Origin of the sequence: Mesorhizobium sp. B2-3-10, from assembly GCF_006442275.1 — a bacterium.
Classification (GTDB): domain Bacteria; phylum Pseudomonadota; class Alphaproteobacteria; order Rhizobiales; family Rhizobiaceae; genus Mesorhizobium; species Mesorhizobium australicum.
In genome coordinates this window covers 1,145,857-1,172,404 of record NZ_VFVT01000001.1, presented here as the reverse complement: position 1 = coordinate 1,172,404, position 26,548 = coordinate 1,145,857, and the positions used below count along the sequence as shown (strand labels likewise).

Here is a 26,548-nt window from a genome sequence, read left to right as displayed (position 1 = left end):
CGCCTTAGGTAGCTAGGGCGACTTCCAAGGACGTAAAGGCCGTCATTGTTATCCGGCTAAAAGGGATGATGAAATGCTGGTGAAGCAGCTGGCGCACGTGCCCATCACCGACAGGCAGGCGATGCGCGAAGGCCCCCGCGACAGCGCCACCCATTTGCGGCATGCAGCCGCCATTCCGGCTCTTGGCCAGATCGAAATCGGCGGCAAGGCGTCGCGCGCGAACGTCGGCGAGGCCTTGAAGGTGGTGGCCTGGAACGTCGAGCGGCTCCGTCATGTCGATGCCATTGCACGAACGCTTGCCGGGCTGGCCCCCGAAATCGTGCTGTTGTCCGAGGTGGACAAGGGCATGGCACGCTCCGGCAACGGCCATCCGCTCAGCGTGCTTGCCGACCGGCTCGGCCATGCCTTCGCCTATGGTGTCGAGTTCGTCGAACTCGCTGGCGGCAACGAGGCCGAGCGCATGGCAACCGGTGAAGCCGCCAACGCGGAAGGCTTTCACGGCAATGCCGTGACCAGTGGCATGCCGCTGCTGCGACCCTTCCTGGTGCGCCTGGACGCCGCCGGCGGCTGGTTTCGGCCGGAGCGCGGCCAACCGCGCATCGGCGGACGCATGGCGATCGGCGGCCAGGCGCGCATCGGCGACCGCAGGATGACGGTCGTCTCGGTGCACCTTGAAAACCGAACCGATCCGGCTGGCAGGGCCGCTCAGACACGCAAACTCCTCGATGCAATCGACAACTATGATGCGCAAGCGCCGGTACTGCTCGGCGGCGATTTCAACACGCTGACGGCAAGCCACGAGGAGCGCCATGACGACCCACGGGCGTGGATGGCTCGGGTCATGGCCGAACCGGACCGGCTGATCCATGCCGAGCGTCACGAGCCGCTGTTCGCGGCCCTTGCCGAGCGCGGCTATGATTGGCAGGCCGCCAACAATTTGGACCTGCCCACCCAGCGTCGGCCCGCCGGCACCCCGGTTGGCCGAATCGACTGGTTCTTCACGCGCGGCCTCGCGGCCAGCGCGCCGGCGGTTCTTCCGGCGGTGTTGCCGGATGGCAGCCCAAGCTCGGATCATGACGCCCTGACAGTGACCGTCCGCCTGAAATAACCGTCGTCTTCAATCGATGCGGCTGACCTGGCCTGTGCTCTTGCGGTCAGCTTGCGCCGCAAAAGCACGCTATGGTTGCAGGCGGCTTTATCGATCCTTCAACAGCCAAGCATTAATCAGTCATATTTCTTTCTTTATTTCCTGCGGGCCAGGGGGAATAAGATGCTGACGGTCTATAACTGCATCGTGAACCAGCACGATCTGAGGCTGGTTGCACTGGCAGCGCTGATTTGTGGAATTTCCTGTTTTTCAGCCGTCAATCTTCTTCATCACATAGGTCGCTCGACGGATCGAAATCGGCTTGCCTGGCTGACGATCGCCTCCACCTCGACCGGTTTCGGCATCTGGGCAACGCACTTCATCGCCATGCTTGCCTTCACGCCGGGAATCCCCAACGCCTATGATCCCGGACTTTCAGTACTCTCGCTCGCTGGCGCGGTGGCGGTTACGGCGGCCGGCATGTGGGTCGCCACCTTGCGCGACGAGCTTGACTACCATCTGGTCGGCGGCGCCGTTCTGGGCGGCGGTATTGCCGCCATGCACTACATCGGCATGGCGGCATTCGAGGTCGAGGGCCGGATCGAATGGAACCTGCTCCTCGTCGCCGTCTCCTTGCTGGCCGGCGTGACGCTCGCGGCGCTGGCTTTGCGCGTCGTCCTGCGCGGCTCGTCGCTGCCTGCGACGCTTGCCGGTGCGGTCTTGCTGACGCTGGCAATCTGCGGCCTGCACTTCATCGCCATGGCTGCCGTCTCGATCTTCCCGGATTCCTCGATCGCCATATCCCAACACACCGTCGCACCGACCTCGCAGGCCTTCGCCGCCGCTGCGGCCACTCTGGTGATCCTGGTGCTTTCGGCCACCGCGCTGTGGATCGACCTTCGCTTCCGCCGCCAAAAGCTTGAGGTCGACCGCATGCACGGCTTAGCCAACGCCGCGGTGGAAGGCCTGATCGTCTGCGATGGCAATCGCATCGTCAGTGTCAACGACAGCATGGCCAGGCTGACCGGCATGGTCGCCACGACACTGAACGGAAGGGAACTTGGCGACCTCTTCGATGAGCGCACCGCATCCGACCTGATCAACTTCCAGGGACAGCCGTGGGAGGCGGAACTAAGCAATCGCGACGGGATGAGAATTCCCGTCGAACTGATCGCCAGAAGCATCGACTATTGCGGCAAGCCTCACAATGTCGTCGCCGTCCGCGACATTCGCGAACGCAAGAAGGCGGAACAGGAAATCCTTCGCCTCGCTCATTTCGATCCGCTGACGGGGCTCGCCAACCGCCGTAGCTTTTCCAGCCGGCTTGATACCGAAATCGCCGCCACGAGCCGAGACGCAAAAGCCGGCAAGGGCGCGAGGGGCGGGCATCTTGCGCTTCTGCTGCTCGACCTCGACCGGTTCAAGGAGGTGAACGATCTTTATGGGCATGGCGCCGGCGACGCGATGCTTCAGAAGGTGGCGAACTGTGTCTCCGGCGTTCTTCGCCACGGACAGATGCTGGCGCGCCTGGGCGGCGACGAATTCGCCATCATCGCCCCCAACCTGCCCGACCCGCAGGCGGCGAGCCGGATCGCCGACGCGGTGCTCGCCGCGATGCGCGAGGAGAACCGGCTCTCGGCGGGTGGCGGGCTGGTATCGGGGAGCATCGGCATCGCGCTCTATCCGCTGGACGCGGAAGACCAGGCCAGCCTCATCAGCCATGCGGATACCGCGCTCTATCGCGCCAAGACCGAAGGCAGGGACACCTATCGCTATTTCGAGGCGTCGATGGGCGCCGAGGCTCGCGACAAGCGCGTCATGGAGCACGAACTGCGCCAGGCAGTAGCGCGCGACGAATTCTATCTCGTCTACCAGCCGCAGAAAGAGATCAGCAGCGGCAAAATGGTCGGCTTCGAAGCCTTGATCCGTTGGCGGCATCCCGAACGCGGCGATGTTCCCCCGTCCATATTCATTCCGCTGGCGGAGGACAGCGGCGCCATAGGCCAGATCGGAGATTGGGTGCTGACCGCAGCGTGCCAGGAGGCCGCCAGTTGGGAAAATCCACTGACGGTGGCCGTCAACGTCTCCGCGGTGCAGTTGCACAATCCGAACTTCAGCCGAAAGGTGCACGAGACCTTGCTCAAGTCCGGTCTCGCGGCAGCCAGGCTGGAACTCGAAATCACCGAGACGGCGCTGGTGAAGGACATGCCGCGCGCGCTGGCGAGTTTGCGACAGGTCAAGGCGCTTGGCGTGCGCGTGGCCATGGATGATTTCGGAACCGGCTATTCCTCCCTCTCCAACCTTCGCGCCTTTCCTTTCGACAAGATCAAGATCGACGGTTCCTTCATCAAGTCCGTCGACACCAACGGCCAGGTTGCGGCGATCGTGCGCGCCGTGCTCGGGCTGGGGCGCGGCCTGGGTCTGCCGGTGCTGGCGGAGGGCGTCGAGACGCTCGGCGAGTTGAAGTTCCTCGACGCCGAGGCCTGCGAGATCGGCCAGGGCTATTATCTCGGCAAGCCGGCGCCGATCGAGGCGTTCGGAGACCTGACCGGCCAAGGCAAGCGTGTTCGGGCGCGAGGCGCCGACCGCCAGGATGGCAGCCTCGTATTGCTCAAGCCGAGCGTATGCTCGGCCTAGAGCTCTTTGTTTTTACGCAATTCCGGACGGAGAACCGTTACACACTTTCCTGGAGGTGCTCTGGCTCACGACCCGAGCGCCGTCTCGACCAGCCGCTTTGCATCGGGGCCCGCCCATTCGGCTGGACCGTTCATGTGGGCGATCAGGCAGCCTTCGCCGTCGATCAGCATGGTGACGGGCAGGCCGAGCGCCAGACCGCGCGTCTTGAGGTCGTTGAACAGTGTCATCGTCGAATCGCGGTAGTAGCCGAGCGTGTGCACACCGGTATCGGCGAGAAACTTCTTCGGTTTCACGTCGTCGCCGGCATCGACGTTGACGGCGACGACCTGAAAGGCGTCGCTGCCTTTCTCCTTTTGCAGCGCATCGAGCGCCGGCATTTCGGCACGGCAGGGCGCGCACCATGTAGCCCAGAGATTGAGCAGCACCGTCTTGCCGGCATGATCGGCGATCGTCATCGGCTTGCCGTCCGGACCGTGGAAGGCGAGGCTCCTCATCGACTGCGGCGGATCGGCCGGCAAAAGTGCCGCGACCTCGCCGGTGGCCGCGGCCGCGACCTTCTTGGCGCGATCGCTCTTGGCGGCGCAGGCGACATCGTCCTTGTCGCCGGCGGCTGCTTGGGGCGCGGCGCTGTTGCCAGACCGGCTCTCGCTGACATATACCGCGACCGCGCCGGCCAGCGCTCCCGCCACCAGGGCGGCGAGGATCAGGCGCCGGGCCGGGAAAAATCTGTTTCCGTCTGCCATATTCTCAAACTGCTCCGAAGCACGGGTTATAGCCATGAGCGACAAGAAGACCAGCAACCAGATGTGGGGCGGACGATTTGCCTCGGGTCCGGCCGCGATCATGGAAGCGATCAACGCGTCGATCTCGTTCGACCGCAAACTCTACGCGCAGGACATAAGAGGCTCGATCGCTCATAGCGAGATGCTGGCGCAAACGGGCATTATTTCGGCGGCCGATCAAGAAAAAATCGCTCACGGTCTGAACACGATCCTGAAAGAGATCGAGGGCGGCAGCTTCGAGTTTTCGACGCGGCTGGAAGACATCCACATGAACATAGAGGCCCGCCTTGCCGATCTCATCGGTCCGGCGGCCGGCCGGCTGCACACCGCCCGTTCGCGCAACGACCAGGTGGCCGTCGATCTGAGGCTCTGGGTCAAGGACGAATGCTTTCGTGTCGCCGAGGCGTTGAAAGGCTTGATCATGGCCCTCCTGGCGCGAGCCGAGGAACATGCGGCGACCGTCATGCCGGGTTTCACCCACATGCAGGCGGCGCAGCCGGTCACTTTCGGCCATCATTGCATGGCCTATGTCGAGATGTTTTCGCGCGACCTGTCACGCGTGCGCGACGCCATCGAACGGATGGACGAGAGCCCGCTCGGTGCCGCCGCCCTTGCCGGCACCAGCTTCCCGATCGACCGTCACCAGACCGCGAGCGCGCTCGGCTTTCGCGAGCCGATGCGCAATTCGCTGGACAGCGTCTCAGACCGCGATTTCGCGCTGGAATTCCTTGCCATGGCGGCGATCTGCGCCACTCACCTGTCGCGGCTGGCCGAGGAGATCATCATCTGGTCGACGCCGCAATTCGGCTTCATCAGGCTGTCGGATAGCTTCTCCACCGGCTCCTCGATCATGCCGCAGAAGAAGAACCCCGACGCGGCCGAACTGGTTCGCGGCAAGACAGGCCGCGTCAACGGCCATCTGGTCGGCCTGCTGACGGTGATGAAGGGCATGCCTTTGACCTACGGCAAGGACATGCAGGAAGACAAGGAATCGGTGTTCGACGCGGCCGAGACGCTCGACCTGATGCTGGCCGCGATGACCGGCATGGTTGCGGACATGACGGTCAATGCCGCCGCGATGAAGAAGGCCGCCGGCTCCGGCCACGCCACCGCCACCGACCTCGCCGACTGGCTGGTGCGTACTTTGGGCCTGCCGTTCCGCGAGGCCCATCATGTCACCGGCCGCGCGGTGGCGCTGGCCGAACACAGGAAGGTCAGCCTGGAAAAGCTTTCGCTGGAGGATCTGCAGTCGATCAACCCAGGCATCACTTCCGACATATTCTCGGTGCTGGCGGTGCAGAACTCGGTCAAGAGCCGCACCAGCTTCGGCGGCACCGCACCGTCGGAAGTGAGAAAGCAGATCCGCTATTGGAAAAAGCGTCTCGCCAAGGCGTAATGCCGGATATCGCGATCAGCAATATCCGGGGTGCAATGCACCGAGAACTCGGCTAAAAGCAGCGGCGGACAGAGAGTTTCGGACGGATGGATCGATGACCGGAAGCAGGATTTTGGTGACGCTGACGCTGCTTGCGGCGCTTGCCTCCGTGACCGCCTGCGGCCGCAAGGCGGGCCTGGACACGCCCTATGAGGCGGCTGTCCAGGCACGCAAGGATGCCGAGAAGGCCCACCAGCCCGTGCCGCCGGAACCGGAAAAACCGGTCGTGGACAAGAAGTTCATTCTCGACCCGCTGATCTAGCTCCGATGAAGGCGGGATTGGTCTTTCCAAACCCGATCGCATCGTGCCTCAACTTCCGGAACCACTCTCGTGAACCATTTCGACTACCGCGATGGCGTGCTGCATGCCGAGGACGTGGCGATCCCTGATATCGCCGCACAGGTCGGCACGCCGTTCTATTGCTATTCGACGGCGACCCTGACTAGGCACTACCGTGTCTTCGTCCAGGCCTTTGCCGGGCTCGATACGCTGGTCTGCTACGCCATGAAGGCCAATTCCAACCAGGCGGTGCTGCGGACCTTGGCCAAGCTCGGCGCCGGCGCCGACGTCGTCTCGGAAGGCGAATTGCGCCGGGCTCTCGCCGCAGGAGTCCCGGCCGGCAAGATCCTGTTCTCGGGCGTCGGCAAGACCGCCCGCGAAATGGACTTTGCGCTCCAAGCCGGCATTCTCTGCTTCAACGTCGAATCCGAGCCGGAACTCGAGCTGTTGTCGGCACGTGCCGTGGCGCTCGGCAAGGTGGCGCCGATCTCGCTGCGCATCAATCCCGATGTCGACGCCAAGACCCACAAGAAAATCTCAACCGGCAAGGCTGAAAACAAGTTCGGCATTCCCTGGCAGCGGGCGCGCCAGGTCTATGCCCGCGCGGCAACGCTTCCGGGCATTAAGGTCACCGGCATCGATACCCATATCGGCAGCCAGATCACCGAGTTGCAGCCCTTCGACGACGCCTTCGCCCTGCTGGTCGACCTTGTCGGAGCGCTGCGCGGCGACGGCCATGCCATCGAGCATGTCGATCTCGGCGGCGGTCTCGGCATCCCCTACCGCGTCGACAACAACCCGCCCCCCTTGCCCGACGCCTACGCCCAGATCGTCCGCAAGCATGTCACCAAATTGGGTCTCAAGGTGATGTTCGAGCCGGGCCGGCTGATCGTTGGCAATGCCGGCATCCTGGTCTCGGAAGTGATTTTCGTGAAGGAAGGCGACGCCAAGAATTTCCTCGTTGTCGACGCTGCCATGAATGACCTGATCCGGCCGACGCTCTACGATGCCTTCCACGAGATCAGGCCGGTCGTGCAGCCGCCGGCCGACGCGCCGCGCATGATGGTCGACGTGGTCGGCCAAGTCTGCGAGACCGGCGATTATCTCGGCCTCGACCGCGACCTGCCCTGGCTGATGGCGGGCGATCTCGTCGCCGTTTCCACCGCCGGCGCCTATGGCGCGGTCCAGGCCGGCACCTACAACACTCGCCTGCTGGTGCCGGAGGTGCTGGTCGACGGCGACCGTTTCCATGTCGTGCGTCCGCGCCTGACCTATGACGAGCTGATCGGGCTGGATTCGGTGCCGGACTGGCTTGCGTAAGCCGCCCTGCCGCGACGCTATAACCGGTTCTGCGCTATAACCGGTTCTGGATGAGTGCCCTTGCGTCGGCGATCCTGTCCTCGTCGCGGCGGTAGAAGGTCCATTGCCTGATGCGCTTGGTTCTGAGCAGGCCGGCCTGGACGAGCACGCGCATATGCTCGGAAAGCGTCGCCTGAGTGATGCCGAGCTTCTCGGCGATCAGCAGCGCGCAGACGCCGTCCTCGACCAGATCGCCATCCGCCTGTGCCCGGAAATGCGCACGTGGATTCTTGAGCCAGTCGAGAATCTGCAGCCTGCGCTCGTTGGCGATCGCCTTGAAGACATCAACCTCTTGCATTTAGCCATTTTGCCAAGTTACTAATTGCTGTCAATCCCAAGGAGATTTTGATGTCGCAGGGCAACGTCGTCACACGCGAACGCATCGCCGCGATGGAACCGCGCATCCGCTCCTATATCAGGCACACACCGGTTCTGCGCGTCGACATGGCCGACTTCGATCGGGGGCCATTGGCGATCGACCTCAAGCTCGAATGCCTGCAGCATTCCGGCTCGTTCAAAGCCCGCGGCGCCTTCACCAACCTCCTGGAGCGGCCGGTTCCCGAGGCCGGCGTCGTCGCCGCATCGGGCGGCAATCATGGCGCTGCCGTCGCCTACGCCGCCATGCGGCTTGGCCACAGAGCAACCATCTTCGTTCCCGAAGTGAGCCCGCAGGCCAAGCTGGACCGCATCCGGGCCTATGGCGCCGACCTCGTTGTCGGCGGCGCCCGCTATGCCGAAGCGCTGGCCGCCAGCGAACGGTTCGCCGAGGAAACCGGCGCCTTGCAGATCCACGCCTTCAACCAGGAGGAGACGCTGGTCGGCCAAGGCACTCTCGGGCTCGAAATCGAACGCGATCTGCCTGAGATCGACACGCTGCTGGTCGCCGTCGGTGGTGGCGGCCTGATCGGCGGCATCGCCGCCTGGTATGCCGGCCGCATCCGCATCGTCGCCGTAGAGCCCGAGGGTGCGCCGACGCTTCATCGCGCCTTCGAGGCCGGCCATCCGGTGGACGCGCCGGCGGAAGGCATCGCCGCCGATTCGCTGGCGCCGAAGCGGGTCGGCGAGATGATGTTCCCGATCGCCGAAGCCTTCGTCGAACGCTCCATCCTGGTCAGCGACGACGACATCATCGCCGCCCAGAAGGCGCTCTGGAACCGCGTGCGCATCATCTCGGAGCCGGGTGGTGCCGCCGCCTTTGCCGCGATCCTGTCCGGCCGCTACGCGCCGACACCGGGCGAACGGGTCGCCGTGCTGGTCTGTGGGGCCAACGCAAACCCCGCCAATTTCTGATTGCAACCATTTCGGCAGGCTTCACGTTTTCTCAAACTGCCTCGCCTTTGCCGTGTTTACTGGTATTCTTCGAGTCGTGAGGCTTGGGCTATCCCGTCCGCCTCGCCGCATGATCCCGAAAAATAGAATCCAAGTTTCGGAACAGATCATGCCCAAAGAGATAGAGCCCATTGCGGTCCTTCAGGACGGAACAGGGCTCCAGGAAGGGCCGATGACCGAACGACCCACCTTCAGCAGCAATCGCGGCCTGGCCGGACGCCTGGCCTTGAGCCGGCTGGCGACGCGGGTCTCGATGGCGATCGAGCGTGGCTGGCCGCTGCTGCTTCCGCTCATTATCGTCGTCGGCCTGTTTCTCAGCGTCTCCTGGTTCGGTATTTTTCCCCGGCTGCCGGACGTGGTGCGCATCGGCCTTATCGCCATGTTTTGCCTGGCAGGTCTGGCGGCGCTTTATCCGCTGCGCTTTTTCCGCATACCTGGCGCGGCCGAGATCGATCGCCGCATCGAAGCCGCCAACAGACTGCTGCACAGCCCGGTGCAGGTGCAGAGCGACCGGCCCAGCGGCCAGGAAAGCAGTTTCTCGCAGGCGCTCTGGCGCGAGCACCAGAAGCGAATGGCTGGAAAGCTCGACAATCTCGGCGCCGATCTGCCGCGCACGCGCGTGCCGGAGCGCGACCCGTGGGGATTGCGCGCCGTGGCGGCGCTCCTGCTGGTCACTGCCTTTGCCTTCTCCTTCGGGCCGACCGGCGGCCGGCTGACAGATGGGTTCAGCGCACATGGCACGCTCGACGCCGTACCGCCGCGCATCGACGCATGGGTGACGCCGCCGGCCTATACCGGCAAGCCGCCGATCTTCCTGACTGCCGACGCCAACCAGGCGACCCCGACTTTTCATGTCCCCGAGGGAAGCGACGTCTCCCTGCGCGTTACCGGAGGCTCGGGCGAGGAAACGCTTGCCTATGCCGACAAGGACGGCAATGCGCGCGCCATCGACCCCGCAAGCCCGCAAGCCGCCGCCAAGCCGGCAGCAAGCCCGGCGGTGTCGTCCGCCTCGCCTTCGAAGGTGCGCCAGTTCGCCAGCAAGCTGACCGGCGACGGGACGCTGACGCTGAAATCGGGGGAGGATCAGCTTGGCCGCTGGGCTTTCGCCGTCATCCCGGACAAGCCGCCGCAGATCCGCTTCGTCGGCGAGCCCAAGCGCGCCGCCAACGGCGCCTTCGAGCTCAACTATCAGATCGATGACGATTACGGCGCCGCCACCGCCAAGGCGGTCTTCGCGCTGGCCGACCCGCAGCCGCCGGGTGCGCATCCGCTCTATGGTCCGCCCGAAATGCCGCTGACACTGCCGCGCCGCGGCGGCAAGTTGAATGCCGCCAAGACCACGAAAGACCTGACCGAGCATGTCTGGGCCGGCAGCAGCATCAAGCTGACGCTGGTCGCCACCGACGACGCCGGCCACACCGCCTCAAGCGAAACCAAGACGCTCGCGATGCCCGAGCGGCCGTTCACCAACCCGCTGGCACGCGCGGTGATCGAACAGCGCCGCCTGCTTGCGCTCGACGCCAATGCCAAGCCGCGCGTGCTCGACCTGATGGAGGCCATCACGCTGCGGCCTGAAGACACGTTCGATACCATGTCCCACTACCTCGCCATCATGAGCGCAATGAGCCGGCTGAAGCTGGCGGTGAACGACGATCAATTGCGCAGCGAGGTTGCCTACCTCTGGGAGATCGCGCTTGGTATCGAGGAGGGCAACCTCTCGGCGGCCGAAAAGCGGCTGCGCCAGGCCCAGCAGGCACTGCAGGACGCCATCAAGAATGGCGCCAGCGATGCCGAGATCGAGAAGGCGATGAAGGAACTGCGCGAGGCGATGAACCAGTTCCTGCAGGAGTTCGCCGAACGCGCCAAGCAGAACCCGAACGCGCCGCAGATGCAGCAGAACGGCCAGGAGCTGCGCCAGAGCGACATCGACCGCATGATGGACCAGATCGAAAATCTGGCGAAGTCCGGCGATCGCGACAAGGCCCAGCAATTGCTGTCTCAGTTGCAGGACATGATGAACAACCTCCAGGCCGGCCGCCAGCAGCAGGGGGGCGAGCAGGACAGCCAGATGCGTCAGCAGATGGACAAGCTTGGCGAGATCCTGCGGCGGCAGCAGGAGATGATGAACGACACCTTCCGCATGGATCAGATGCAGCGCGGCGAGCGCCAGCGCGGCCGCAACCGCGACGAGCAGCTTGGCCAGAACGATGAGCAAGGTCAATCTGGCGAAAACGGCAAGCCCGGCGAGAATGGCGAGCCAAAGCCTATGACGCCGCAGGAATTCGCCGATGCGCTGAAGCAGCTGCAGGAGGGCCAGGGCCAGCTGAAGAGCGATCTGGAGCAGCTGAAGAAAGGCCTCGAGGGCATGGGCATGGAGCCCAATGAAGGATTTGGCGAGGCCGGCAAGTCCATGGGCAGCGCCGAGCAGGCGCTTGGCGAGGGCCAGGGCGACGAGGCCGTCGGCCACCAGGGCCGGGCGCTCGAGGCGCTGCGCAAGGGCGCCAAGGACATGATGAAACAGATGCAGGCCATGCAGGGCGACCAGGGCGGCAGCCAGCAAGGCGGCCGCCAGCAGGATGCCGACCGCGACCCGCTCGGCCGGCCGCGCGCCAGCCAGGGTCCCGATTTTGGCGATTCGGTGAAAGTGCCCGACGAGATCGACGTTCAGCGCGCGCGCCAGATTCTGGAAGCGATCCGCAAGCGGCTCGGCAATGCGCTCAGCCCCGACATCGAGCGCAGCTATCTGGAACGGCTGCTGGAGCTGAAATAGGAAACGGCGAGAGCGACCAGCTTCATTTCCATGGAGCCGTCTACCTGTTGACGAACGCCTCGCGGATTGCCTCCTGCATGCCGTCGATTGCTTCGCCTGACGCATTCGGGTTGCGATGCATCACCACATTGGAGGAATCGATGTCGCCGAACCCGTCCGCGGACGTCAGCTCTCGGCAGTCCGCCGGAATGTTGCTGCGTGAGATCGGCGCGATCGCCAACCCCGAGGTGACGGCAAGCTTCAGGCCGCCATTGGTATCGCTTGTATAGGCGACGCGATAGGCAAGGCCACGCTGCTCCAGCGATTTGATGGCGAAGTCCTTACACCAGCCGGCGCGGTTGTAGAGCGCGATCGGCACCGGGCGCTCCTCATGCATGTGATGCAGGTTCGACGTCACCCAGACCGTCGGATCATGCATCAGCACTTCGCCGCCGGAAGGATCTTGCCATTCGAACACCACGCATAAATCCAGCTCGCCGGCGGCGAGCGCCGCGATCTGCGCCTCCGAATGCGCGTAGCGCACGGTGACCTCGACCTTGGTGTGGCGCTTCGAAAATGCGCCGAGCGCGCGCGACAGGATGGCATGGCCATATTCCTCCGGAATGCCTATGCGCACCGGCCCACCGAGCGGCGCCGCCGCCATCGACGCCGCCGTTTCATCGAGCAGCGAAACGATACGGCGGGCATTGACGATGAGTTCGCCGCCACGCCGCGTCAGCGCGACGCCGCGTGAACCTCGCTCGAACAGGCTGTCGCCGACCAGCTCTTCGAGCTTCTTCATCTGCATCGACACGGCCGATTGCGTGCGGCCGGCCTGCTCGGCGGCCCTCGTGAAATTGCCGGCCTCGGCTATGGCGACAAAGGTACGCAGGAGATCACTGTCGAGGGTTGGCCGCATGGCATCCATCATAAGCAGATTTGATCGCTGGCATCATTCCAATTCGTTTGCAACATGTCAAATGCCGAACGATAATCGCCTCACCCATTGGATATGCAGTCGCGAAATCGGCTGCGGACCAATCGAGAGTCCTCACTCGTGCCCGCTACCCGAAAACGGTGGCGGGTTCTTTTTGATCTGGTGAGCGTCGCCGGATCGGATGCGCGGGAGCCTGAACGGATGCAGAATAGGATGGTGCGTGGCATCCTGAGCCTGTGCCTGGGCGTGCTGGTCTTCTCGCTGCAGGATCCGCTCGTCAAAGCCGTGTCGAGCGGCTACCCGGTGACCGAGGTGATGGCGATCCGCTCGATCGTAGCCTTGCCGATCCTGATCGTTCTGGTTCACGCCGATGTCGGGCTGCGGGCAATCCTGTCGAAACGGTTCGGCCTGCTGACGATACGCGCCTTCATCCAGTTCACCTCCTACACGGTCTATTACCTGGCCATCGCCGCCCTCCCGCTGGCCGACGCCGTGGCGCTTTATTTCATGGCGCCGCTCTGCATCATGGCGATGGCCGGCCCCTATCTCGGCGAGCGCGTTTCCTGGCGGACGCTGTCGACCGTGCTGATCGGCATGCTTGGCGTTCTGGTGATGCTGCGCCCCGGCGCCGGACTGTTCGACTGGGCGGCCTTGCTGTCGCTGGGCTCGGCCGTGCTCTACGCCTTCTCGCAGCTGATGGCTCGCAAGATCAGCGATACCGAATCGTCCACTGTCATGGCCTTCTACCAGAACGGCGCCTATCTTACCGGCGCGGCCGTCGTCGCCGGCACGTTTCACATTGCGGGCATAACCCACGCCGTCCACCCGAGCCTCGAATTCCTGGTGCGACCATGGATCTGGCCGACGCTGCCGGATTTTCTCAAGATGGCCGCCTGCGGTTTCGTCGCCTCGGCCGGCATGATCCTGCTCTCGCAAGGCTACCGGCTGGCGCCGGCCAACCGCGTCGCCACCTTCGAATATACCGGCATCCTGTGGTCGCCGCTGTGGGGCTTCCTGTTCTTCGCCGAGGTGCCCAGGTCAGCGACGGTGATCGGCGCCGCGCTCATCATCGGCGCCGGCCTGCTGGCGCTCAACACCGAGCGCCGCGCCAGCCCGGCACCGGCTCTTGTGGCCAGGGATCCAGCCTGATCAGGCGAAGCAGATCAGCGCCCGTTCGACCCGAGAGCGGATCTCGGCCAGCGTGAAGGGTTTTTGCACGACATCGAGGATGATGCCGTTCAATTCCTCGGCGCGCTCGCGCTGGTCGGCATAGCCGGTCATCAGCATGATCTTCATCGCGGGAAAAAGCGCGGCTGCCGCAACCGCCATCTCGATGCCGTCCATCTCCGGCATGCGTATGTCGGAGACGACGAGATCGTACCCGCCTTTTGCGGCGCGGATCAGCGAAAGCCCCTGCGCGCCATCGGCGGCGATATCGATTGCGTGCCCGGCGCGTTCGAGCGCGCGGGCTGCGAGGGTGCGGACGGACTCATCGTCCTCGACGATCAAAAGCTTTGCCATGGCCGGCATATTTGGTGGCGAAACGTTGACTTTTCCTGAAAACCCAGGCGCTCGCCCAGACTAATTTTCCTGACACCGTTAAGGCCTTTTTCAGGATTCACCGGTGCGAGGCACTCGCCTTACACATCGCCTTTCACCACACCCACGAACGGCAATTCACGGAAAGCATGCGCCACATCCATGCCATAGCCGACGACGAAATAATCGGGGCAGTCGAAGCCGACATAATCGGCATTGAGCGCGGTCTGGCGGCGCATGCGCTTGTCGAGCAGCACGGCGATGGAACAGCTTTTCGCGCCACGCGACAGCATCAGGTCGCGCGTGAAGCTCAGCGTCTTGCCCGATTCCAGAATGTCGTCGATCAACAGCACGTCACGGCCTGCAACCTCGTTGTCGATGTCGCGCAGCACCCTCACCTCGCCGCTGGTTGTGCCGGCGCCATAACTGGAGATGAAGATGAACTCGACTTCCGGCGACAGGCCGACATCATGCATGGCGCGGATCAGGTCGGCGGCGAAGATGAACGAGCCTTTCAGCACCGAAATCACCAGGAGATCGTGATAATCGTGCCCGGCGATCTCCTTGGCGAGTTCGAGATTGCGCCGCGCGATCGCCGATGCCGAAAACAGGACTTCGATGTCCTTGCCGCGCACGTTTGGCATTTCTCGCCCCCTCCAGTTTTTTTCCGAAACGCCTTCACACCGAGCGTGTGTTGAGAGTCAGGTCAGACCGAGCCGAAAGCAGTGGTTTCCGAGAACCGGAGCGGAGCGTACGTGAGCACCGGAAGCGCAGGGAACCACCGTTTGCAGGCCGGCTTCACCTGAATATCGACACACGCTATTCGGCGAAGGTGACCAAAACGGTCCTTACCCCGTTCTTAGGCACGTCGAGCCGGCTGGCAAAGCCGAATCTTTCGCCCGATGCCAGCGAATGGCCAGATGTCCCCAGCGTACAGCGGGTTGTCCGGCCGTCAATGCCCGTCACCCGGATTTCGAGTGGCGGCATTGTCGCGGGCCTCGTCCCGTCATTGGCGGCCTCGCCGTCGACGAACAGCACCGGATTGGCGCCGGAGGCATCGATGCGTGACGTCACGCCTGAAATGGTCAGCGCCGACGCTTGCGCGCCGGGCAGGAACGGTGCCTGGCGCACCAGCGCATGGCCGCCCGAGACCCAGAAGGCGGCAAGGGCGGCGCCGATGCCGGCGATCCAGAAGATCGGACCGCCGCGCGAGGCCGGCGGCCGTTCCGCTGGCATTTCCGGCTTGCGCAGCATGTCCATGCCTTCGATGGCCGGGGGGACAATCGCACGCGGCAGCGGCGTCACATTTCCGACTGGTGGGGCCGGCCGCGGCAACACCATATAATCCGCATCGATGATATCAGCCGCCGGGGCGCGCAAGATCCGGTCCGCTGCGGCAATTGCCGCGGGATCGGTCATGATTTCGCCGGAAACCGGGCGCGCGGTTCGTTCGTCAGCCATCATGGCCCCAGTATTGCGCGTGTTCGCTTTTCGTTTCTTTTGCGTAAACACAAATGGTTAACGCTTCCCCACCGGAGCCCTCTTGAAGAGCCTAAACGAGCCAGGAATTAACCGCCGGTTAACCATGCCGGCCGATGGTCTTTTCACAAAACAGGCCGGTTCGCCGCGGCCAGGAAATTCAGGTCGTCGAAATTGATTCGCTTCGAAAATGTCGGCCTCCGCTATGGCATGGGTCCGGAAATCCTCCGCGACATCTCCCTGCACATACCGGAGCGCTCCTTCCAGTTCCTGAGCGGGCCTTCGGGTGCCGGCAAGACGACATTGCTGCGCCTTTTGTTCATGTCGCTGAAACCGACGCGTGGACTGATCACCATCTTCGGCAAGGACCGCTCGCGCATCTCGCGCACCGAACTGCCGCATCTGCGCCGCCGCATCGGCGTGGTGTTCCAGGACTTTCGCCTGCTCGACCACATGACCACCTATGAGAATGTCGCGCTGCCGCTGCGCGTGCGCGGGCGCGAGGAAGCGAGCTACCGCACCGACGTCACCGAGTTGTTGAAATGGGTGGGGCTGGGCGAGCGCATGCATGTGCTGCCGCCGGTCCTGTCCGGAGGCGAGAAGCAGCGCGCCGCGATCGCGCGCGCCCTGATCGAGCAGCCGGAGATCCTGCTCGCCGACGAGCCGACCGGCAATGTCGATCCGCCGCTGGCGCGGCGGCTGCTGCGGCTGTTCATCGAGCTCAACCGGCTTGGCACCGCCGTTGTGATCGCCACGCATGACCTTGGCCTGATGGAGCAGGTCGACGCGCGCCGCATGATCCTGGCCGGCGGAAGGCTTGATATCTATGACTGAGCTGTCGGCCGACCATTTCGAGGAGCAGGATGCCGAGGCGGTGGAGGCGAGGCCGCGCGCGCAACGCAAGATGGCGCCGATCGTGCCGGCGCAAAACATTGCCGGCCGCGCGCTGGTGCTGGTCATCGCCATCATGACTTTCCTGTCCTGCCTGACCTTCGGCGCGGTGACCCTGGTGCGCGACACAGCCTCGGTTTGGGAAAACCAGATCTCGCGCGAGGCGACGATCCAGATCAAGCCGGCCGACGGCCTCGACATGGAGGCGGCGCTTACCCAGGCGTCACGGATCGCCGGTGAATTCCCTGGCGTGAAGTCGACCCGGATCATCGACCGCGAAGCGACCGCAAGGCTGCTGGAGCCCTGGCTGGGTTCGGGCCTCAACATCGACGACCTGCCCGTGCCGCGCCTGATCATCGTCACCATCGACGAGAGCAGCCCGCCTGACTTCGCCGCCATGCGCGCCGCGATCACGCCGAAACTGCCGAGTGCATCGCTCGACGACCACCGCACCTGGGTCGACCGGCTGGTGGCCATGGCCCGCACCACGGTGACCATAGGCGTTGCCGTTCTGGCCCTGATGCTGTCGGCGACGGTGCTGACCGTCGTGTTCGCGACCCGTGGGGCAATGGACGGCAACGGCCACATCATCGAGGTGCTGCATTTCGTCGGCGCCGAAGCGCGCTTCATCGCACGCGAATTCCGCCGGCATTTCCTGGTCACCGGCATGAAGGGCGCGGCCGCCGGCGGAGCGGCGGCGGTGCTCGTCTTCATCGTGTTCTCCTGGTGGTCGTCACGCAACATGGCAACGCCGCAGGCCGATCAGGCGACTGCTTTGTTCGGCAACTTCGCCATCGGCTCGGCGGGTTACGCAGGCGTCGTCCTGATGGTGCTGGTGATTGGCGCGCTGACGGCGGCAACCTCGCACGTCACCGTCGTTGCCTATCTCAGCGACATCGACGTTCGCCAACCCGATGCATGAAAGGACCTCGTCTTGGCTTGAATGGAAACAGGGCGGATCACGGATAGAGAATTCGCGTAACGCAAAGTGCGTCTTTTACCTATCAAAGGCCGCATTTGAGGATTAACTATATGACCATGGACGTGCGGGATTCGACCGGGACGGCTGGACAGTTGCCAGTGGTGGTTGACCGTTGGCGCGGCCGTGGCAGGGTTAGCCATCTAAGGACCGCCCTGCGCTTCTCCGCTCTCTCCCTACTTGTGCTTGCAACAGTGTTCGCTGGCGGCTTTGGCTGGTTCGCCAGCAAGGTTAGTCATCTGACCACGCCCGCCAACCCTGCCAAGGCCGACGCCATCATTGTGCTGACCGGCGGCCAGTCGCGCCTCGACGCCGCGATGGAGCTGCTCGCATCCGGCAAGGGCGAGCGGCTCTTGATCAGCGGCGTGCACCCCTCGGCCAGCCGGCGCCAGCTTCAGGCGGCCACCGGCGGCGACAAGAAACTGTTTTCCTGCTGTGTCGACATCGATCGCGCCGCGCTCGACACGATCGGCAATGCCGAGGAAAGCGCCAAATGGGTGGAAAACCATGCCTATGGCACGGTGATCCTGGTCACCAACAATTATCACATGCCGCGCAGCCTTTTGGAGATGGGCCGGCTGCTGCATGGCGCCAAGCTCGAACCCTACCCGGTGGTCAATTCCAACCTGGATAATGGCAGTTGGCTGACCAAGCCGCGCGCGGTGCGCGTGCTGTTCACCGAATACACCAAGTACCTGCTGGCGCTGGCTCGCGGGTTTATCCCGGTGAAGCCGACGCCTGAGGGAATCGCCCTGGCCGAGACCGCCGCCGGCGGCTGAGCCGCGTCATTGCTTGGCGACAGCCCCTGAAACGCCCTTGAGGCGCGCGATCTCTTGTTCAAGGTCTTGGATGCGCCGGTCGCGCTCGCCAAGCGCGGCTGCCACATCAGCCGCCTCGAAGCGCTGCGGTATATGTTGCGGGCAATTGGCATCCCATGCCGAGACGGTGAACAGGATGATCTGCTCGGGACGCGCCTTGTAGTCCGGCGGCATCAGCCTCGTCGTCAACTCGGCATCGTCCTCGACAACGCGCGCCGTACCCCAGATCTTGATGCGCTGGCGCATCATGTAGTCGATCAGGAACAGGAAGGCCCTCGGATTGTCGGCCAGATTGCCCTGCGTGATGAATTGTCTGTTGCCGGAAAAATCCGCGAAGCCGATTGTCTTCTCGTCGAGCACCTTGAGAAAGCCGGCAGGGCCGCCGCGGTGCTGGATGTAGGGCTGGCCATCGCCATTGGCCGTCGACAGGAAGATGCTGGTCTGCATTTCGATGAATGCGGCGAGGTCCGGTGTGATCGCCGACTGCCAGCCGCCGCGCTCCTCGACGCGGGCGTAGGACTGGCGCGAGCCCTTGCGCGCCTGGATCGCCTTGACCGTCGGCGTGAAGGCGACATCGCTGGTAAAAGCGTGTGCGTTCATCGAAACCTCCTTTGCCTGAATGCTTCTAAAGACCGAGCTCCGACAGCGTCGGATGGTCGTCCGGCCGCCGGCCGAGCGGCCAGTGATATTTGCGCTCGGCCTCGGCGATCGGCAGGTCGTTGATGCTGGCGATGCGCAGCCGCATCAGCCCGTGGTCGTCGAATTCCCAGTTCTCGTTACCGTAGCTGCGGAACCATGAGCCGCTGTCGTCGCGCCATTCATAGGCGAAGCGCACGGCGATGCGGTTGCCGTGGAAGGCCCAGACCTCCTTGATCAGCCGGTAGTCGAGTTCGCGGCTCCATTTGCGCGTCAGGAACGCCTGGATGGCATCGCGGCCTTGCAGGAACTCGGCGCGGTTGCGCCAACGGCTGTCCGCCGTATAGGCGAGCGCCACCCGCGCCGGATCGCGCGAGTTCCAGGCATCCTCGGCCATGCGCGCTTTCTGGGCTGACGTCTCGGCGGTGAAGGGCGGAAGCGGCGGGCGGCTCTCAGACATGGGATTTCCTCTGCGGCATGAGGTGGGGACCGGCGGGCATCGCCGCTCCTATCCGGATTCAGGCAGCATTGCGGGCGGAAACAACCGGAAAATCGATCTCGGTCTGGGCAACCTCATTGATATAGTTGGTCCAGACGTTCAGGGCGACATGCTGGACAATCTCGATGATCTCTCCGTCGTCATAGCCCGCGAGCCTGACAGCGGCGATATCCTCCTGGGCGACATGTCCGCGGCTTTGCGCAACCCGGGCGGCAAAACCCACCGCCGCGGCTGCCTTGGGGTCCATCGAGCCGCCATGGCGATTGGCCATCATCTCGGCATCGTCGAGGCTTGCGAGCGTCTTGCCGAGATAGGTGTGCGCGCACAGGCAGTAGTTGCAGCCATTGATCTCGGCGATCGCCAGCGCGATGCGCTCGCGCGTCGGCGCCGGAAGCCGGCCCCTGGCCAGCGCGCCCATCATGCCGAGATAGCCTTCCAGCGCCGCCGGACTGTTGGCGACCATCCGAAACAGGTTCGGCACGACACCAAGCTGTTTTTCCACCACTTGCAGCATGGGCTGCGCGGCGGCGGGAGCGGCAGCGATGGACGAAGGCGTAGCGATGCGGAGCATAGAGATTTCCTGGTTGAGGTGTGCCCCCGTTATATGCAGCCTTCCATGTTGCGGATGTAGATGCCATATTTGCAACCAACCCTTCCATTTTCTGGAAGAAATGATGGATCGTCTCGAAGCCATGTCCCTTTTCGTCGCGGCGGCGGAGGGCGGCAGCCTTTCCGCCGCCGCGCGCCATTCGGACGTTCCGTTGGCAACAGTCAGCCGCAAGGTCTCCGAACTGGAGCGGTACCTGAAGACACGCCTGTTGAACCGCTCGACGCGGCGGCTGACACTGACCGACGCCGGCCATGCCTATCTCACTGCCTGCCGCCGCATCCTCGACGAGGTCGGCGACGCCGAACGCACCGCCGGCGGCGAATACAGCGCCCCGACAGGGGAATTGATCGTCACCGCGCCGATCGTCTTCGGCCGCCTTCACGTGCTACCGGTCGTCACCGACTTCCTCGCCGCCTATCCCCTGGTGGATATCCGCCTGACGCTCGGCGACAGGATAAGCCAGTTGGCCGAGGATCATATCGACCTCGCCGTCCGTATCGGCAGGCTGCCGGATTCGCGCATGGTCGCCATCAGGGTCGGTTCGATCGGTCATGTTGTCTGCGCGAGCCCTGCCTATCTGGCCGGACGCGGCATTCCAGAAACTCCAGGAGATCTCGAGGCGCACAGCTGCATTACCTTCGAGGGCCTTGGCTCGCTCGCCACCTGGACCTTCACCGTGGACAAGGCTGATTTTGTCGTGCCGGTCCGATCAAGGCTCCGGGTCAACACCGCCGAGGCGGCGATTGATGCGGCGATCGCCGGTGTCGGAGTGACACGGGTGCTTTCCTACCAGATTGTCGCCGCCGCACGCTCGGGAACACTGCGCCCCGTGCTCAGGGATTTCGAACCCGAGCCTTGGCCGGTAAACCTGGTGCATGCGGGCCAGGGCCGGCTGCCGGTGAAACTGCGCGCCTTCCTCGACTTCGCCGCCCCCCGCCTGAGGGAACGCCTGGCGCAGGCGACCTGGTAGGACGGGCAGTATCGCACCGTTTCCTTTTTCTCCGCGCTTGGTGTAACCAACGCACACTTCCTCACCGGACCTCCCCCATGCTCTATGTCAGATCGCTGGCGTTCAATTTCGTCTTCTACGTCAATCTGATCGTCCAGATGATCCTCTGGACCCCGTACTATTTCCTGTCGCCCCGCCACCGCGCCTGGTTCGTGCCGAAATTCTGGTCGCGCACCTCGATGTGGCTCTATGACAAGATCGCCGGCACCAAAAACGACATCACCGGGCAGGAAAACCTGCCCGAGGGTTCCTTCATCCTGGCGCCCAAGCACCAGTCTTTCTGGGACGCCATCGCCTTCTTCCCCTTCCTCCAGGACCCGCTCTACATCCTCAAGCGCGAGCTGACCTGGATCCCCTTTTTCGGCTGGTACATCTTGAAGATGCGGATGATCCCGGTGCATCGCGGCAGCCGTTCCAAGGCCTTGAAGGCGGTGGTTGCGGCGACCAAGGAAGAAATGGCGCGCAACCCGCGCCAGCTGATCATCTATCCCGAGGGCACGCGCCGGGCGCCGGGCGACGAGCCGGCCTATAAATACGGCATCGTCGAAATCTATTCGCAGCTTGGCGTTCCGGTCGTGCCGGTCGCCCATGTCGCTGGCCTCTATTGGCCGCGCCGCAAGTTCCTGCGCTATCCCGGCACCGTCAAGGCGCGCTTCCTGCCGCCTATACCGCCTGGCCTAGGCAAGGACGAGTTCATGGCGCGGCTGATCGGTGAGACCGAAGCTGCCTGCGACCAGCTTCTCCTCGAGGCATCTCGCGCATCCAACCCGCCGGCCCTGCCGCCAACGGCGGTGAAACGGCTTCGGGAGCTCGGCGCGAAGGCCTGAAGCCTCCTGACCACGGGCCGTCAGCCGTACACCGCCAGCACCGTGGTCAGCACCAGCGTCGCAGCCTCAGGCGCCGGCCTTGTCGAGTTCGGCCATATCGTCCGCGGACAGCTTCAGCGACGCCGCGCGGATCAGGCTGTCCATCTGCTCAGGCTTGGTCGCACTGGCGATCGGCGCGGTGACGCCGGGCCGCGCGATAACCCAAGCAAGCGCCACTTCCGCCTGTTTGGCCGAATGCCTGGCCGACACCGCGTCCAGCGCCGCCAGGATGCGCATGCCACGCGCATTGAGGTAGTCTTTCACCCCGCCGCCGCGCTCGCTTTGGCCGAGATCGGCCTCGCTGCGGTACTTGCCGCTGAGAAAGCCCTTGGCCAGGCTGAAATAGGTGATGACGCCGATATCCTCCGCCACGCAGAGATCGCGCAGCGGGCCATCGAAGGAGGAGCGGTCATAGAGATTGTATTCCGGCTGCAGCACCTCGTAGCGCGGCAGGCCGCGCAGGCTTGCCACGTCAAGTGCCGCGCGCAACTGGCCGGCGTCGAGGTTGGAACAGCCGGCATAGCGGATCTTGCCCTTGGCGAGCAGTTTCTCATAGGCGCCGAGGGTTTCCTCATAGGGCGTGGTCGGATCCGGCCAGTGCGACAGGTAAAGGTCGATGAATTCGGTCTGCAGCCGCTTCAGCGATGCATCGACAGCCTTTTCGATATAGGCGGCCGACAGGTCCTTGTGGCCCTGCCCCATGTCTGAGCCGACCTTGGTGACCACCACGACCTTGTCGCGATTGCCACGATCCTTCATCCATTTGCCGATGATGGTTTCCGATTCACCGCCCTTGTTGCCGGGAACCCAGCGCGAATAGGCGTCGGCCGTGTCGATGGCATTGAGGCCGGCTCCGACAAAGCGATCGAGCAGATCGAAAGAAGTCTTCTCGTCGGCGGTCCAGCCGAAGACATTGCCACCCAGAACCAGCGGCGCGATGGAAAGGTCGGTGCGACCGAGACGGCGTTTCTGCAAGACGGATCTCCGTGGTGATTGGGACCGGGCGGATGCCGCCCGCTGGCTGGGTTCGGAGCCTAACCTAGGTCTTGCCGCATCGAGGTCAAAGGCCTGGCCACCCTTTTCCGCGGAGCCAGCGCTTCACAAAGTCGCTATCCGGTGCGCCACATCCTCCAGCCAGTGGTCGCGAATCTCGAGCGCTTCCAGATGCTTCAGCGTGCTCAGCACATAATCCTCGTTGTCACCGGATCGGCCGACCGCGCCGCGCACCACGGCCGCCGCCTCCGCCGCGTCCAGCGCGCCCGCATATTGCTCATGCTTGCGGTCGACGACGTAGGCCACGGCTTCCACCGTGCCACCGCCGTCGAGGCGAACCTTGAGCGTCCGCTCGAGATAGACGCTGGTGACGAGTTCGCGCTCGCGCAGATAGGCAATGACCTCGTCGCGCAATTCGCCAGGGACGCGGTACGCAAGGCCGACGCAGGAGCCGCCATGGTCGAGGCCAAGCACCAGTCCGGGCCGCTGGCGCGTGCCGCGATGCACGAAGGAATAGACGCAGAGCGAGCGGCGATAGCCATGCAGGCGGGCGCGTCGTGTCTCGACATGAGCGAAACCCGGCCGCCAGATCAGCGAACCGTAGCCGAACACCCAAAAATCGCCCATATCACCGCGCCTGATTGCAAAAAGAATGGCAGCACCGCACCGGTAACCGGTGTTTTTTCCATCCGTCTCTGTCTACCTAGTGTTCGGACCCTGAGAATCCGTCCACACCATCCATGCGTTAATGAGAGCCAAAGCATGACGTCAAGTGACGAACGCCAACCGGGTAACCGTCGCCGTCTGTGGTGGCTTGCCGCGTTCATCCTCGTGCTGTTCGCCATTTACAGCGCCGGCTGGTTCTATCTGGCCAACAGGGTCCGGTCCGAGGCCGACAAGGCGGTTGCCACGCTCAACAAGAGCGGCATCGAGGCCGGTTGCGCCAACCTCCAGGTCGGTGGCTATCCACTGAGCTTTGCCGTCTCTTGCGACAACCTCGCCTACGAGGACGACGCCAAGAGCATTGCTGCCTCGGCCGGCTCCTTCAACGCCGTCGCCCAGATCGTCCAGCCCTTGTCGCCTGTTGCCAATCTACGCGGTCCACTCCGGACCTCCGTCCCCGGCATGATGCCGCTCTGGATCGACTGGGACAATCTGCAGGCCAACGTCAAATTGTGGTACCCGCTGCCCCGGCGTGTAGCGCTGCAGGCCGAGGGCCTGTCGGGCCAGACCGACCCGGCCGACGACACCGATCCGGTGGAACTGTTCAGTGCCGGCAAGGCGTCAGGCCAATTGCAGCCCAACAACGGCGATCTCGACTATGTCGGCAGCTTTGGCGATCTCGAGATCGATGCCGACGCGATCGGCGGGCGGATGTTGCCGGCGCTCGATGCCAGCGGCGACGTGACACTGAAGAACGGCGTGGCGCTGATCGGCACGCAGGTGAAAAGCCTGCGCGGCCAGCGGATCGAAATCCGCAACCTCGATCTGTCGTCCGGCACGGCGCGCGTCACCGTTTCCGGGCCGCTGTCAGTCGATGCCGAGGGTCTCGTCGACGCCGACCTGATGATCAGGATCAAGGATCCCAAGGCGGTGGCATCTATTCTTGCCGGCGCCATACCCGAGCAGAAGAATGCGATCGAGCAGGGTTTTGGCGCCCTGGCGCTGCTTGGCAGCGAACCGTCCATGCCGCTGAAAGTGGTCAAGGGCAAGGCTTCCCTCGGCTTCATTCCGCTGGGCAAGATCAAACCGGTCAACTAACGGATGGCGGGGCCGGCAAAGCTGCTGAGCGTCGGCGCACTGACGCTTGACACCATTCTTCGTGTCGAATCACTGCCCACGCATCAGGGAAAATTCATCGCCTCGGACGGCATCCAGATCGCCTCGGGCATGGCGACGAGCGCGGCCTGCGCCGCGCATCGCCTGGGTGCCGAGGTGTCGCTATGGGCTAGCGCCGGCGACGATCCGGTCGGCGATCTGCTGATTGCCGGGATAGAGGCCGAGGGCGTCGATTGCAGCCATGTACGCCGCGTCAGCGGCGCCCGCTCGGCACTGGCCTCGATCCTGGTCGATGCGCATGGCGAGCGGATCATCGTGCCTTTCTACGACGCGCGCGCGCAGGCCGATCCCGAGGTTTTGCCGTTCACCGACATAACGGCATTCGACGCCGTACTGGCCGACGTGCGCTGGCCGGGCGCCGCGGCGCTTGCCCTTAAGGCGGCGCGCGCCGCCGGCCGCCCAGCCATACTCGATGCCGATACCGCGCCCCTGGCGGTACTGGAGCGACTATTGCCGCTCGCCTCGCACATCGTCGCCTCGGAGCCGGCGGTCCGCATCATATGCGGCCACGCGCTGGATCTGGAGACCGCCTGCACCGATTTGGCGTCCCGCACCGATGCGTTCGTCGCGGTCACCGGCGGCGCGGCGGGTACCTGGTGGTTCGACCGAAGCGCCGGATCATCCCGCCATGTCGAGGCACCGAGGGTCAAGGCGGTCGACACGCTGGCCGCCGGCGATGTCTTTCATGGCGCCTTTGCCGTCGGGCTGGCGGAAGCCATGGCGGTCGAGCACGCACTGCGCTTTGCCAGCGCGGCCGCCGCGCTCAAGTGCCTGCGCTTCGGCGGCCGGCTGGGCGCGCCGGATCGGGCGGAGACGCTCGCCATGATGGCAACCGCCTGGCCGGTTGAAATCACCTAGCTCTTTGCCGGATGCTCGACCGCCTGGCGGCCAAAATCGGGCGCGTCGATATCCTGGCCCGCCTCGATGATCGAGCGGCGCACGGCGCGGGTGCGGGTGAACAGGTCGAAGAGCTTGTCGCCGTCGCGCCAGCGGATGGCGCGCTGCAGGAACGCCAGGTCTTCCGAGAACCGCGCCAACATTTCCAGGATGGCATCCTTGTTGTGCAGGCACACGTCCCGCCACATGGTCGGATCGGAGGCAGCCAGACGCGTGAAATCGCGAAAACCGGAGGCGGAATATTTGATCACTTCCGTCTTGGTCACCGATTCCAGATCGTCGGCGGTGCCGACGATGTTGTAGGCGATGATGTGCGGCAGATGCGAGACGATGGCCAGCGTCATGTCGTGATGCTGCGGGTCCATCGTGTCGATGTTGGCGCCGCAGCGGCGCCAGAATTCCGACAGCCGTTCCAGCGCTTCCGGATCGGTGCCCGGCACCGGCGTGAAGATGCACCAGCGGTTGTCGAACAGGTCGGCAAACCCGGCATCCGGGCCGGATTTTTCGGTGCCCGCCAGCGGATGGCCAGGAATGAAATGGACGCCTTCAGGCACATGCGGCTGCATCTGCGCGATGACCGAGGCCTTGGTCGAGCCGACATCGGTGAGGATCGCCCCCTTTTTCAGCGCCGGCGCGATTTCCTCCGCTACAGCGCCGGATGAGCCAACCGGCACCGAGACAACGACCAGATCGGCATCACGCACCGCGTCCCCGGCATCGATGGTGTAGGAATCGCCAAGGCCCAGTTCCTCGGCTCGCTTGAGCGTTGCCGCACTGCGCGTCGAGATGGCGACATGGCGAGCCAAGCCCTCGCGTCGGATGACGCGGGCCAGAGACGAGCCGATCAGGCCGATACCGACCAGCGCGATCTTTTCGAACATCGGTGATGCCATGGTGT

Annotated in this window: 27 protein-coding genes; 15 read left to right on the top strand and 12 right to left on the bottom strand. The window is 64.1% G+C overall.

The annotated features are described in order from the left end of the window. The first annotated feature begins 73 nt into the window (after positions 1–73). Positions 74–1,108, top strand: coding sequence for an endonuclease/exonuclease/phosphatase family protein (locus FJ943_RS05925; RefSeq protein WP_140720242.1), 1,035 nt, complete (start codon positions 74–76; stop codon positions 1,106–1,108). A gap of 162 nt (positions 1,109–1,270) precedes the next feature. Beyond that, positions 1,271–3,724 (top strand): EAL domain-containing protein, encoded by a 2,454-nt coding sequence (locus tag FJ943_RS05920; RefSeq protein ID WP_140720240.1) that lies wholly within the window; start codon positions 1,271–1,273, stop codon positions 3,722–3,724. Between the two features lie 65 nt (positions 3,725–3,789). Here the strand turns inward: FJ943_RS05920 and FJ943_RS05915 are convergent, their stop codons facing one another. Beyond that, positions 3,790–4,467: a TlpA disulfide reductase family protein gene (locus FJ943_RS05915; protein ID WP_140720238.1), complete on the bottom strand. Its 678-nt coding sequence runs from the start codon at positions 4,465–4,467 to the stop codon at positions 3,790–3,792. Positions 4,468–4,501: 34 nt separating this feature from the next. Between FJ943_RS05915 and argH the strand changes: the two genes are divergently transcribed. From argH to lysA, 3 genes are all read left to right on the top strand, one after another. Next, complete coding sequence (gene argH / locus FJ943_RS05910; protein WP_015315544.1) at positions 4,502–5,902, top strand: argininosuccinate lyase; 1,401 nt, start codon at positions 4,502–4,504, stop codon at positions 5,900–5,902. A 94-nt stretch (positions 5,903–5,996) separates the two neighbouring features. Continuing rightward, the gene (locus FJ943_RS05905; RefSeq protein ID WP_015315543.1) at positions 5,997–6,203 is read left to right on the top strand and encodes a lipoprotein; all 207 of its coding nucleotides are present in this window, start codon (positions 5,997–5,999) and stop codon (positions 6,201–6,203) included. Positions 6,204–6,272: 69 nt separating this feature from the next. Further along, complete coding sequence (gene lysA, locus FJ943_RS05900; RefSeq protein ID WP_140720236.1) at positions 6,273–7,541, top strand: diaminopimelate decarboxylase; 1,269 nt, start codon at positions 6,273–6,275, stop codon at positions 7,539–7,541. A 34-nt stretch (positions 7,542–7,575) separates the two neighbouring features. On the opposite strand, the gene FJ943_RS05895 is transcribed toward lysA, so the two are convergent. Beyond that, complete coding sequence (locus FJ943_RS05895; RefSeq protein ID WP_015315541.1) at positions 7,576–7,878, bottom strand: metalloregulator ArsR/SmtB family transcription factor; 303 nt, start codon at positions 7,876–7,878, stop codon at positions 7,576–7,578. Between the two features lie 50 nt (positions 7,879–7,928). Between FJ943_RS05895 and FJ943_RS05890 the strand changes: the two genes are divergently transcribed. Together FJ943_RS05890 and FJ943_RS05885 are read left to right on the top strand one after the other, a co-directional pair. Further along, entirely contained in the window at positions 7,929–8,870 is a 942-nt protein-coding gene (locus tag FJ943_RS05890; RefSeq protein WP_140720234.1) for a threonine/serine dehydratase, read from the top strand. Positions 8,871–9,081: 211 nt separating this feature from the next. Further along, on the top strand, positions 9,082–11,679 hold the full coding sequence (locus FJ943_RS05885; protein WP_140720232.1) for a TIGR02302 family protein: 2,598 nt from the start codon (positions 9,082–9,084) through the stop codon (positions 11,677–11,679). Between the two features lie 40 nt (positions 11,680–11,719). On the opposite strand, the gene FJ943_RS05880 is transcribed toward FJ943_RS05885, so the two are convergent. Continuing rightward, positions 11,720–12,577 (bottom strand): LysR substrate-binding domain-containing protein, encoded by an 858-nt coding sequence (locus FJ943_RS05880; RefSeq protein ID WP_015315538.1) that lies wholly within the window; start codon positions 12,575–12,577, stop codon positions 11,720–11,722. 219 nt (positions 12,578–12,796) lie between these two features. On the opposite strand from FJ943_RS05880, the gene FJ943_RS05875 reads away from it, so the two are divergent. Next, the gene (locus tag FJ943_RS05875) at positions 12,797–13,744 is read left to right on the top strand and encodes a DMT family transporter (protein WP_140720230.1); all 948 of its coding nucleotides are present in this window, start codon (positions 12,797–12,799) and stop codon (positions 13,742–13,744) included. Here FJ943_RS05875 and FJ943_RS05870 read toward each other — a convergent pair whose 3' ends face one another. The 3 genes from FJ943_RS05870 to FJ943_RS05860 all read right to left on the bottom strand — a co-directional run bounded on the left by FJ943_RS05870 (position 13,745) and on the right by FJ943_RS05860 (position 15,598). Then, positions 13,745–14,116, bottom strand: coding sequence for a response regulator (locus tag FJ943_RS05870; protein ID WP_181166417.1), 372 nt, complete (start codon positions 14,114–14,116; stop codon positions 13,745–13,747). A 119-nt stretch (positions 14,117–14,235) separates the two neighbouring features. Then, positions 14,236–14,778: a hypoxanthine phosphoribosyltransferase gene (gene hpt, locus FJ943_RS05865; protein WP_015315535.1), complete on the bottom strand. Its 543-nt coding sequence runs from the start codon at positions 14,776–14,778 to the stop codon at positions 14,236–14,238. A gap of 175 nt (positions 14,779–14,953) precedes the next feature. After that, the gene (locus FJ943_RS05860) at positions 14,954–15,598 is read right to left on the bottom strand and encodes a hypothetical protein (RefSeq protein ID WP_140720228.1); all 645 of its coding nucleotides are present in this window, start codon (positions 15,596–15,598) and stop codon (positions 14,954–14,956) included. 189 nt (positions 15,599–15,787) lie between these two features. Between FJ943_RS05860 and ftsE the strand changes: the two genes are divergently transcribed. The 3 genes from ftsE (at position 15,788) to FJ943_RS05845 (ending at position 18,262) form a co-directional block, all read left to right on the top strand. After that, on the top strand, positions 15,788–16,447 hold the full coding sequence (ftsE, locus tag FJ943_RS05855) for a cell division ATP-binding protein FtsE (protein WP_010911739.1): 660 nt from the start codon (positions 15,788–15,790) through the stop codon (positions 16,445–16,447). Beyond that, the gene (locus FJ943_RS05850) at positions 16,440–17,426 is read left to right on the top strand and encodes an ABC transporter permease (protein ID WP_140720226.1); all 987 of its coding nucleotides are present in this window, start codon (positions 16,440–16,442) and stop codon (positions 17,424–17,426) included. Before ftsE ends, FJ943_RS05850 begins: the two co-directional genes overlap by 8 nt. A 110-nt stretch (positions 17,427–17,536) precedes the next feature. Continuing rightward, positions 17,537–18,262 (top strand): YdcF family protein, encoded by a 726-nt coding sequence (locus FJ943_RS05845; protein ID WP_140616823.1) that lies wholly within the window; start codon positions 17,537–17,539, stop codon positions 18,260–18,262. Positions 18,263–18,268: 6 nt separating this feature from the next. Here FJ943_RS05845 and FJ943_RS05840 read toward each other — a convergent pair whose 3' ends face one another. Genes FJ943_RS05840 through FJ943_RS05830 form a run of 3 tightly spaced genes read right to left on the bottom strand, consistent with a single transcriptional unit; the run spans position 18,269 to position 20,007 of the window. After that, positions 18,269–18,901, bottom strand: coding sequence for a pyridoxamine 5'-phosphate oxidase family protein (locus FJ943_RS05840; RefSeq protein ID WP_015315531.1), 633 nt, complete (start codon positions 18,899–18,901; stop codon positions 18,269–18,271). Between the two features lie 25 nt (positions 18,902–18,926). After that, complete coding sequence (locus tag FJ943_RS05835; protein WP_015315530.1) at positions 18,927–19,397, bottom strand: DUF1348 family protein; 471 nt, start codon at positions 19,395–19,397, stop codon at positions 18,927–18,929. 58 nt (positions 19,398–19,455) lie between these two features. Further along, a complete protein-coding gene (locus FJ943_RS05830; protein WP_140720224.1) occupies positions 19,456–20,007 on the bottom strand; it encodes a carboxymuconolactone decarboxylase family protein in 552 nt (183 codons plus the stop codon). A gap of 103 nt (positions 20,008–20,110) precedes the next feature. Here FJ943_RS05830 and FJ943_RS05825 point away from each other — a divergent pair, with 103 nt between their 5' ends. Then, positions 20,111–21,016, top strand: a complete 906-nt coding sequence (locus FJ943_RS05825; protein WP_140720222.1) for a LysR family transcriptional regulator — start codon at positions 20,111–20,113, stop codon at positions 21,014–21,016. Between the two features lie 77 nt (positions 21,017–21,093). Further along, positions 21,094–21,882, top strand: a complete 789-nt coding sequence (locus tag FJ943_RS05820) for a 1-acyl-sn-glycerol-3-phosphate acyltransferase (RefSeq protein ID WP_015315527.1) — start codon at positions 21,094–21,096, stop codon at positions 21,880–21,882. A gap of 66 nt (positions 21,883–21,948) precedes the next feature. On the opposite strand, the gene FJ943_RS05815 is transcribed toward FJ943_RS05820, so the two are convergent. Both FJ943_RS05815 and FJ943_RS05810 read right to left on the bottom strand, forming a co-directional pair. Then, positions 21,949–22,896, bottom strand: a complete 948-nt coding sequence (locus FJ943_RS05815) for an aldo/keto reductase (RefSeq protein ID WP_015315526.1) — start codon at positions 22,894–22,896, stop codon at positions 21,949–21,951. 123 nt (positions 22,897–23,019) lie between these two features. Then, positions 23,020–23,541: a gamma-glutamylcyclotransferase gene (locus tag FJ943_RS05810; protein ID WP_015315525.1), complete on the bottom strand. Its 522-nt coding sequence runs from the start codon at positions 23,539–23,541 to the stop codon at positions 23,020–23,022. 135 nt (positions 23,542–23,676) lie between these two features. Between FJ943_RS05810 and FJ943_RS05805 the strand changes: the two genes are divergently transcribed. Beyond that, complete coding sequence (locus FJ943_RS05805; protein ID WP_140720220.1) at positions 23,677–24,675, top strand: DUF2125 domain-containing protein; 999 nt, start codon at positions 23,677–23,679, stop codon at positions 24,673–24,675. Between the two features lie 3 nt (positions 24,676–24,678). Then, positions 24,679–25,611: a sugar kinase gene (locus FJ943_RS05800; protein WP_015315523.1), complete on the top strand. Its 933-nt coding sequence runs from the start codon at positions 24,679–24,681 to the stop codon at positions 25,609–25,611. On the opposite strand, the gene FJ943_RS05795 is transcribed toward FJ943_RS05800, so the two are convergent. Continuing rightward, a complete protein-coding gene (locus tag FJ943_RS05795) occupies positions 25,608–26,543 on the bottom strand; it encodes a prephenate/arogenate dehydrogenase family protein (RefSeq protein WP_181174495.1) in 936 nt (311 codons plus the stop codon). The two genes, FJ943_RS05800 and FJ943_RS05795, sit on opposite strands and share 4 nt — an antisense overlap. Positions 26,544–26,548: the final 5 nt, after the last annotated feature.

Excerpts from the sequence above, each read along its gene's own strand:
- FJ943_RS05925 (WP_140720242.1), top strand. The coding sequence starts at position 74 with ATGCTGGTGAAGCAGCTGGCGCACGTGCCCATCACCGACAGGCAGGCG.
- FJ943_RS05920 (WP_140720240.1), top strand. The coding sequence starts at position 1,271 with ATGCTGACGGTCTATAACTGCATCGTGAACCAGCACGATCTGAGGCTG.
- FJ943_RS05915 (WP_140720238.1), bottom strand. The coding sequence starts at position 4,467 with ATGGCAGACGGAAACAGATTTTTCCCGGCCCGGCGCCTGATCCTCGCC.
- argH (WP_015315544.1), top strand. The coding sequence starts at position 4,502 with ATGAGCGACAAGAAGACCAGCAACCAGATGTGGGGCGGACGATTTGCC.
- FJ943_RS05905 (WP_015315543.1), top strand. The coding sequence starts at position 5,997 with ATGACCGGAAGCAGGATTTTGGTGACGCTGACGCTGCTTGCGGCGCTT.
- FJ943_RS05895 (WP_015315541.1), bottom strand. The coding sequence starts at position 7,878 with ATGCAAGAGGTTGATGTCTTCAAGGCGATCGCCAACGAGCGCAGGCTG.
- FJ943_RS05890 (WP_140720234.1), top strand. The coding sequence starts at position 7,929 with ATGTCGCAGGGCAACGTCGTCACACGCGAACGCATCGCCGCGATGGAA.
- FJ943_RS05885 (WP_140720232.1), top strand. The coding sequence starts at position 9,082 with ATGACCGAACGACCCACCTTCAGCAGCAATCGCGGCCTGGCCGGACGC.
- FJ943_RS05880 (WP_015315538.1), bottom strand. The coding sequence starts at position 12,577 with ATGCGGCCAACCCTCGACAGTGATCTCCTGCGTACCTTTGTCGCCATA.
- FJ943_RS05875 (WP_140720230.1), top strand. The coding sequence starts at position 12,797 with ATGCAGAATAGGATGGTGCGTGGCATCCTGAGCCTGTGCCTGGGCGTG.
- FJ943_RS05870 (WP_181166417.1), bottom strand. The coding sequence starts at position 14,116 with ATGGCAAAGCTTTTGATCGTCGAGGACGATGAGTCCGTCCGCACCCTC.
- hpt (WP_015315535.1), bottom strand. The coding sequence starts at position 14,778 with ATGCCAAACGTGCGCGGCAAGGACATCGAAGTCCTGTTTTCGGCATCG.
- FJ943_RS05860 (WP_140720228.1), bottom strand. The coding sequence starts at position 15,598 with ATGATGGCTGACGAACGAACCGCGCGCCCGGTTTCCGGCGAAATCATG.
- FJ943_RS05850 (WP_140720226.1), top strand. The coding sequence starts at position 16,440 with ATGACTGAGCTGTCGGCCGACCATTTCGAGGAGCAGGATGCCGAGGCG.
- FJ943_RS05845 (WP_140616823.1), top strand. The coding sequence starts at position 17,537 with ATGACCATGGACGTGCGGGATTCGACCGGGACGGCTGGACAGTTGCCA.
- FJ943_RS05840 (WP_015315531.1), bottom strand. The coding sequence starts at position 18,901 with ATGAACGCACACGCTTTTACCAGCGATGTCGCCTTCACGCCGACGGTC.
- FJ943_RS05835 (WP_015315530.1), bottom strand. The coding sequence starts at position 19,397 with ATGTCTGAGAGCCGCCCGCCGCTTCCGCCCTTCACCGCCGAGACGTCA.
- FJ943_RS05830 (WP_140720224.1), bottom strand. The coding sequence starts at position 20,007 with ATGCTCCGCATCGCTACGCCTTCGTCCATCGCTGCCGCTCCCGCCGCC.
- FJ943_RS05825 (WP_140720222.1), top strand. The coding sequence starts at position 20,111 with ATGGATCGTCTCGAAGCCATGTCCCTTTTCGTCGCGGCGGCGGAGGGC.
- FJ943_RS05820 (WP_015315527.1), top strand. The coding sequence starts at position 21,094 with ATGCTCTATGTCAGATCGCTGGCGTTCAATTTCGTCTTCTACGTCAAT.
- FJ943_RS05810 (WP_015315525.1), bottom strand. The coding sequence starts at position 23,541 with ATGGGCGATTTTTGGGTGTTCGGCTACGGTTCGCTGATCTGGCGGCCG.
- FJ943_RS05805 (WP_140720220.1), top strand. The coding sequence starts at position 23,677 with ATGACGTCAAGTGACGAACGCCAACCGGGTAACCGTCGCCGTCTGTGG.
- FJ943_RS05800 (WP_015315523.1), top strand. The coding sequence starts at position 24,679 with ATGGCGGGGCCGGCAAAGCTGCTGAGCGTCGGCGCACTGACGCTTGAC.
- FJ943_RS05795 (WP_181174495.1), bottom strand. The coding sequence starts at position 26,543 with ATGGCATCACCGATGTTCGAAAAGATCGCGCTGGTCGGTATCGGCCTG.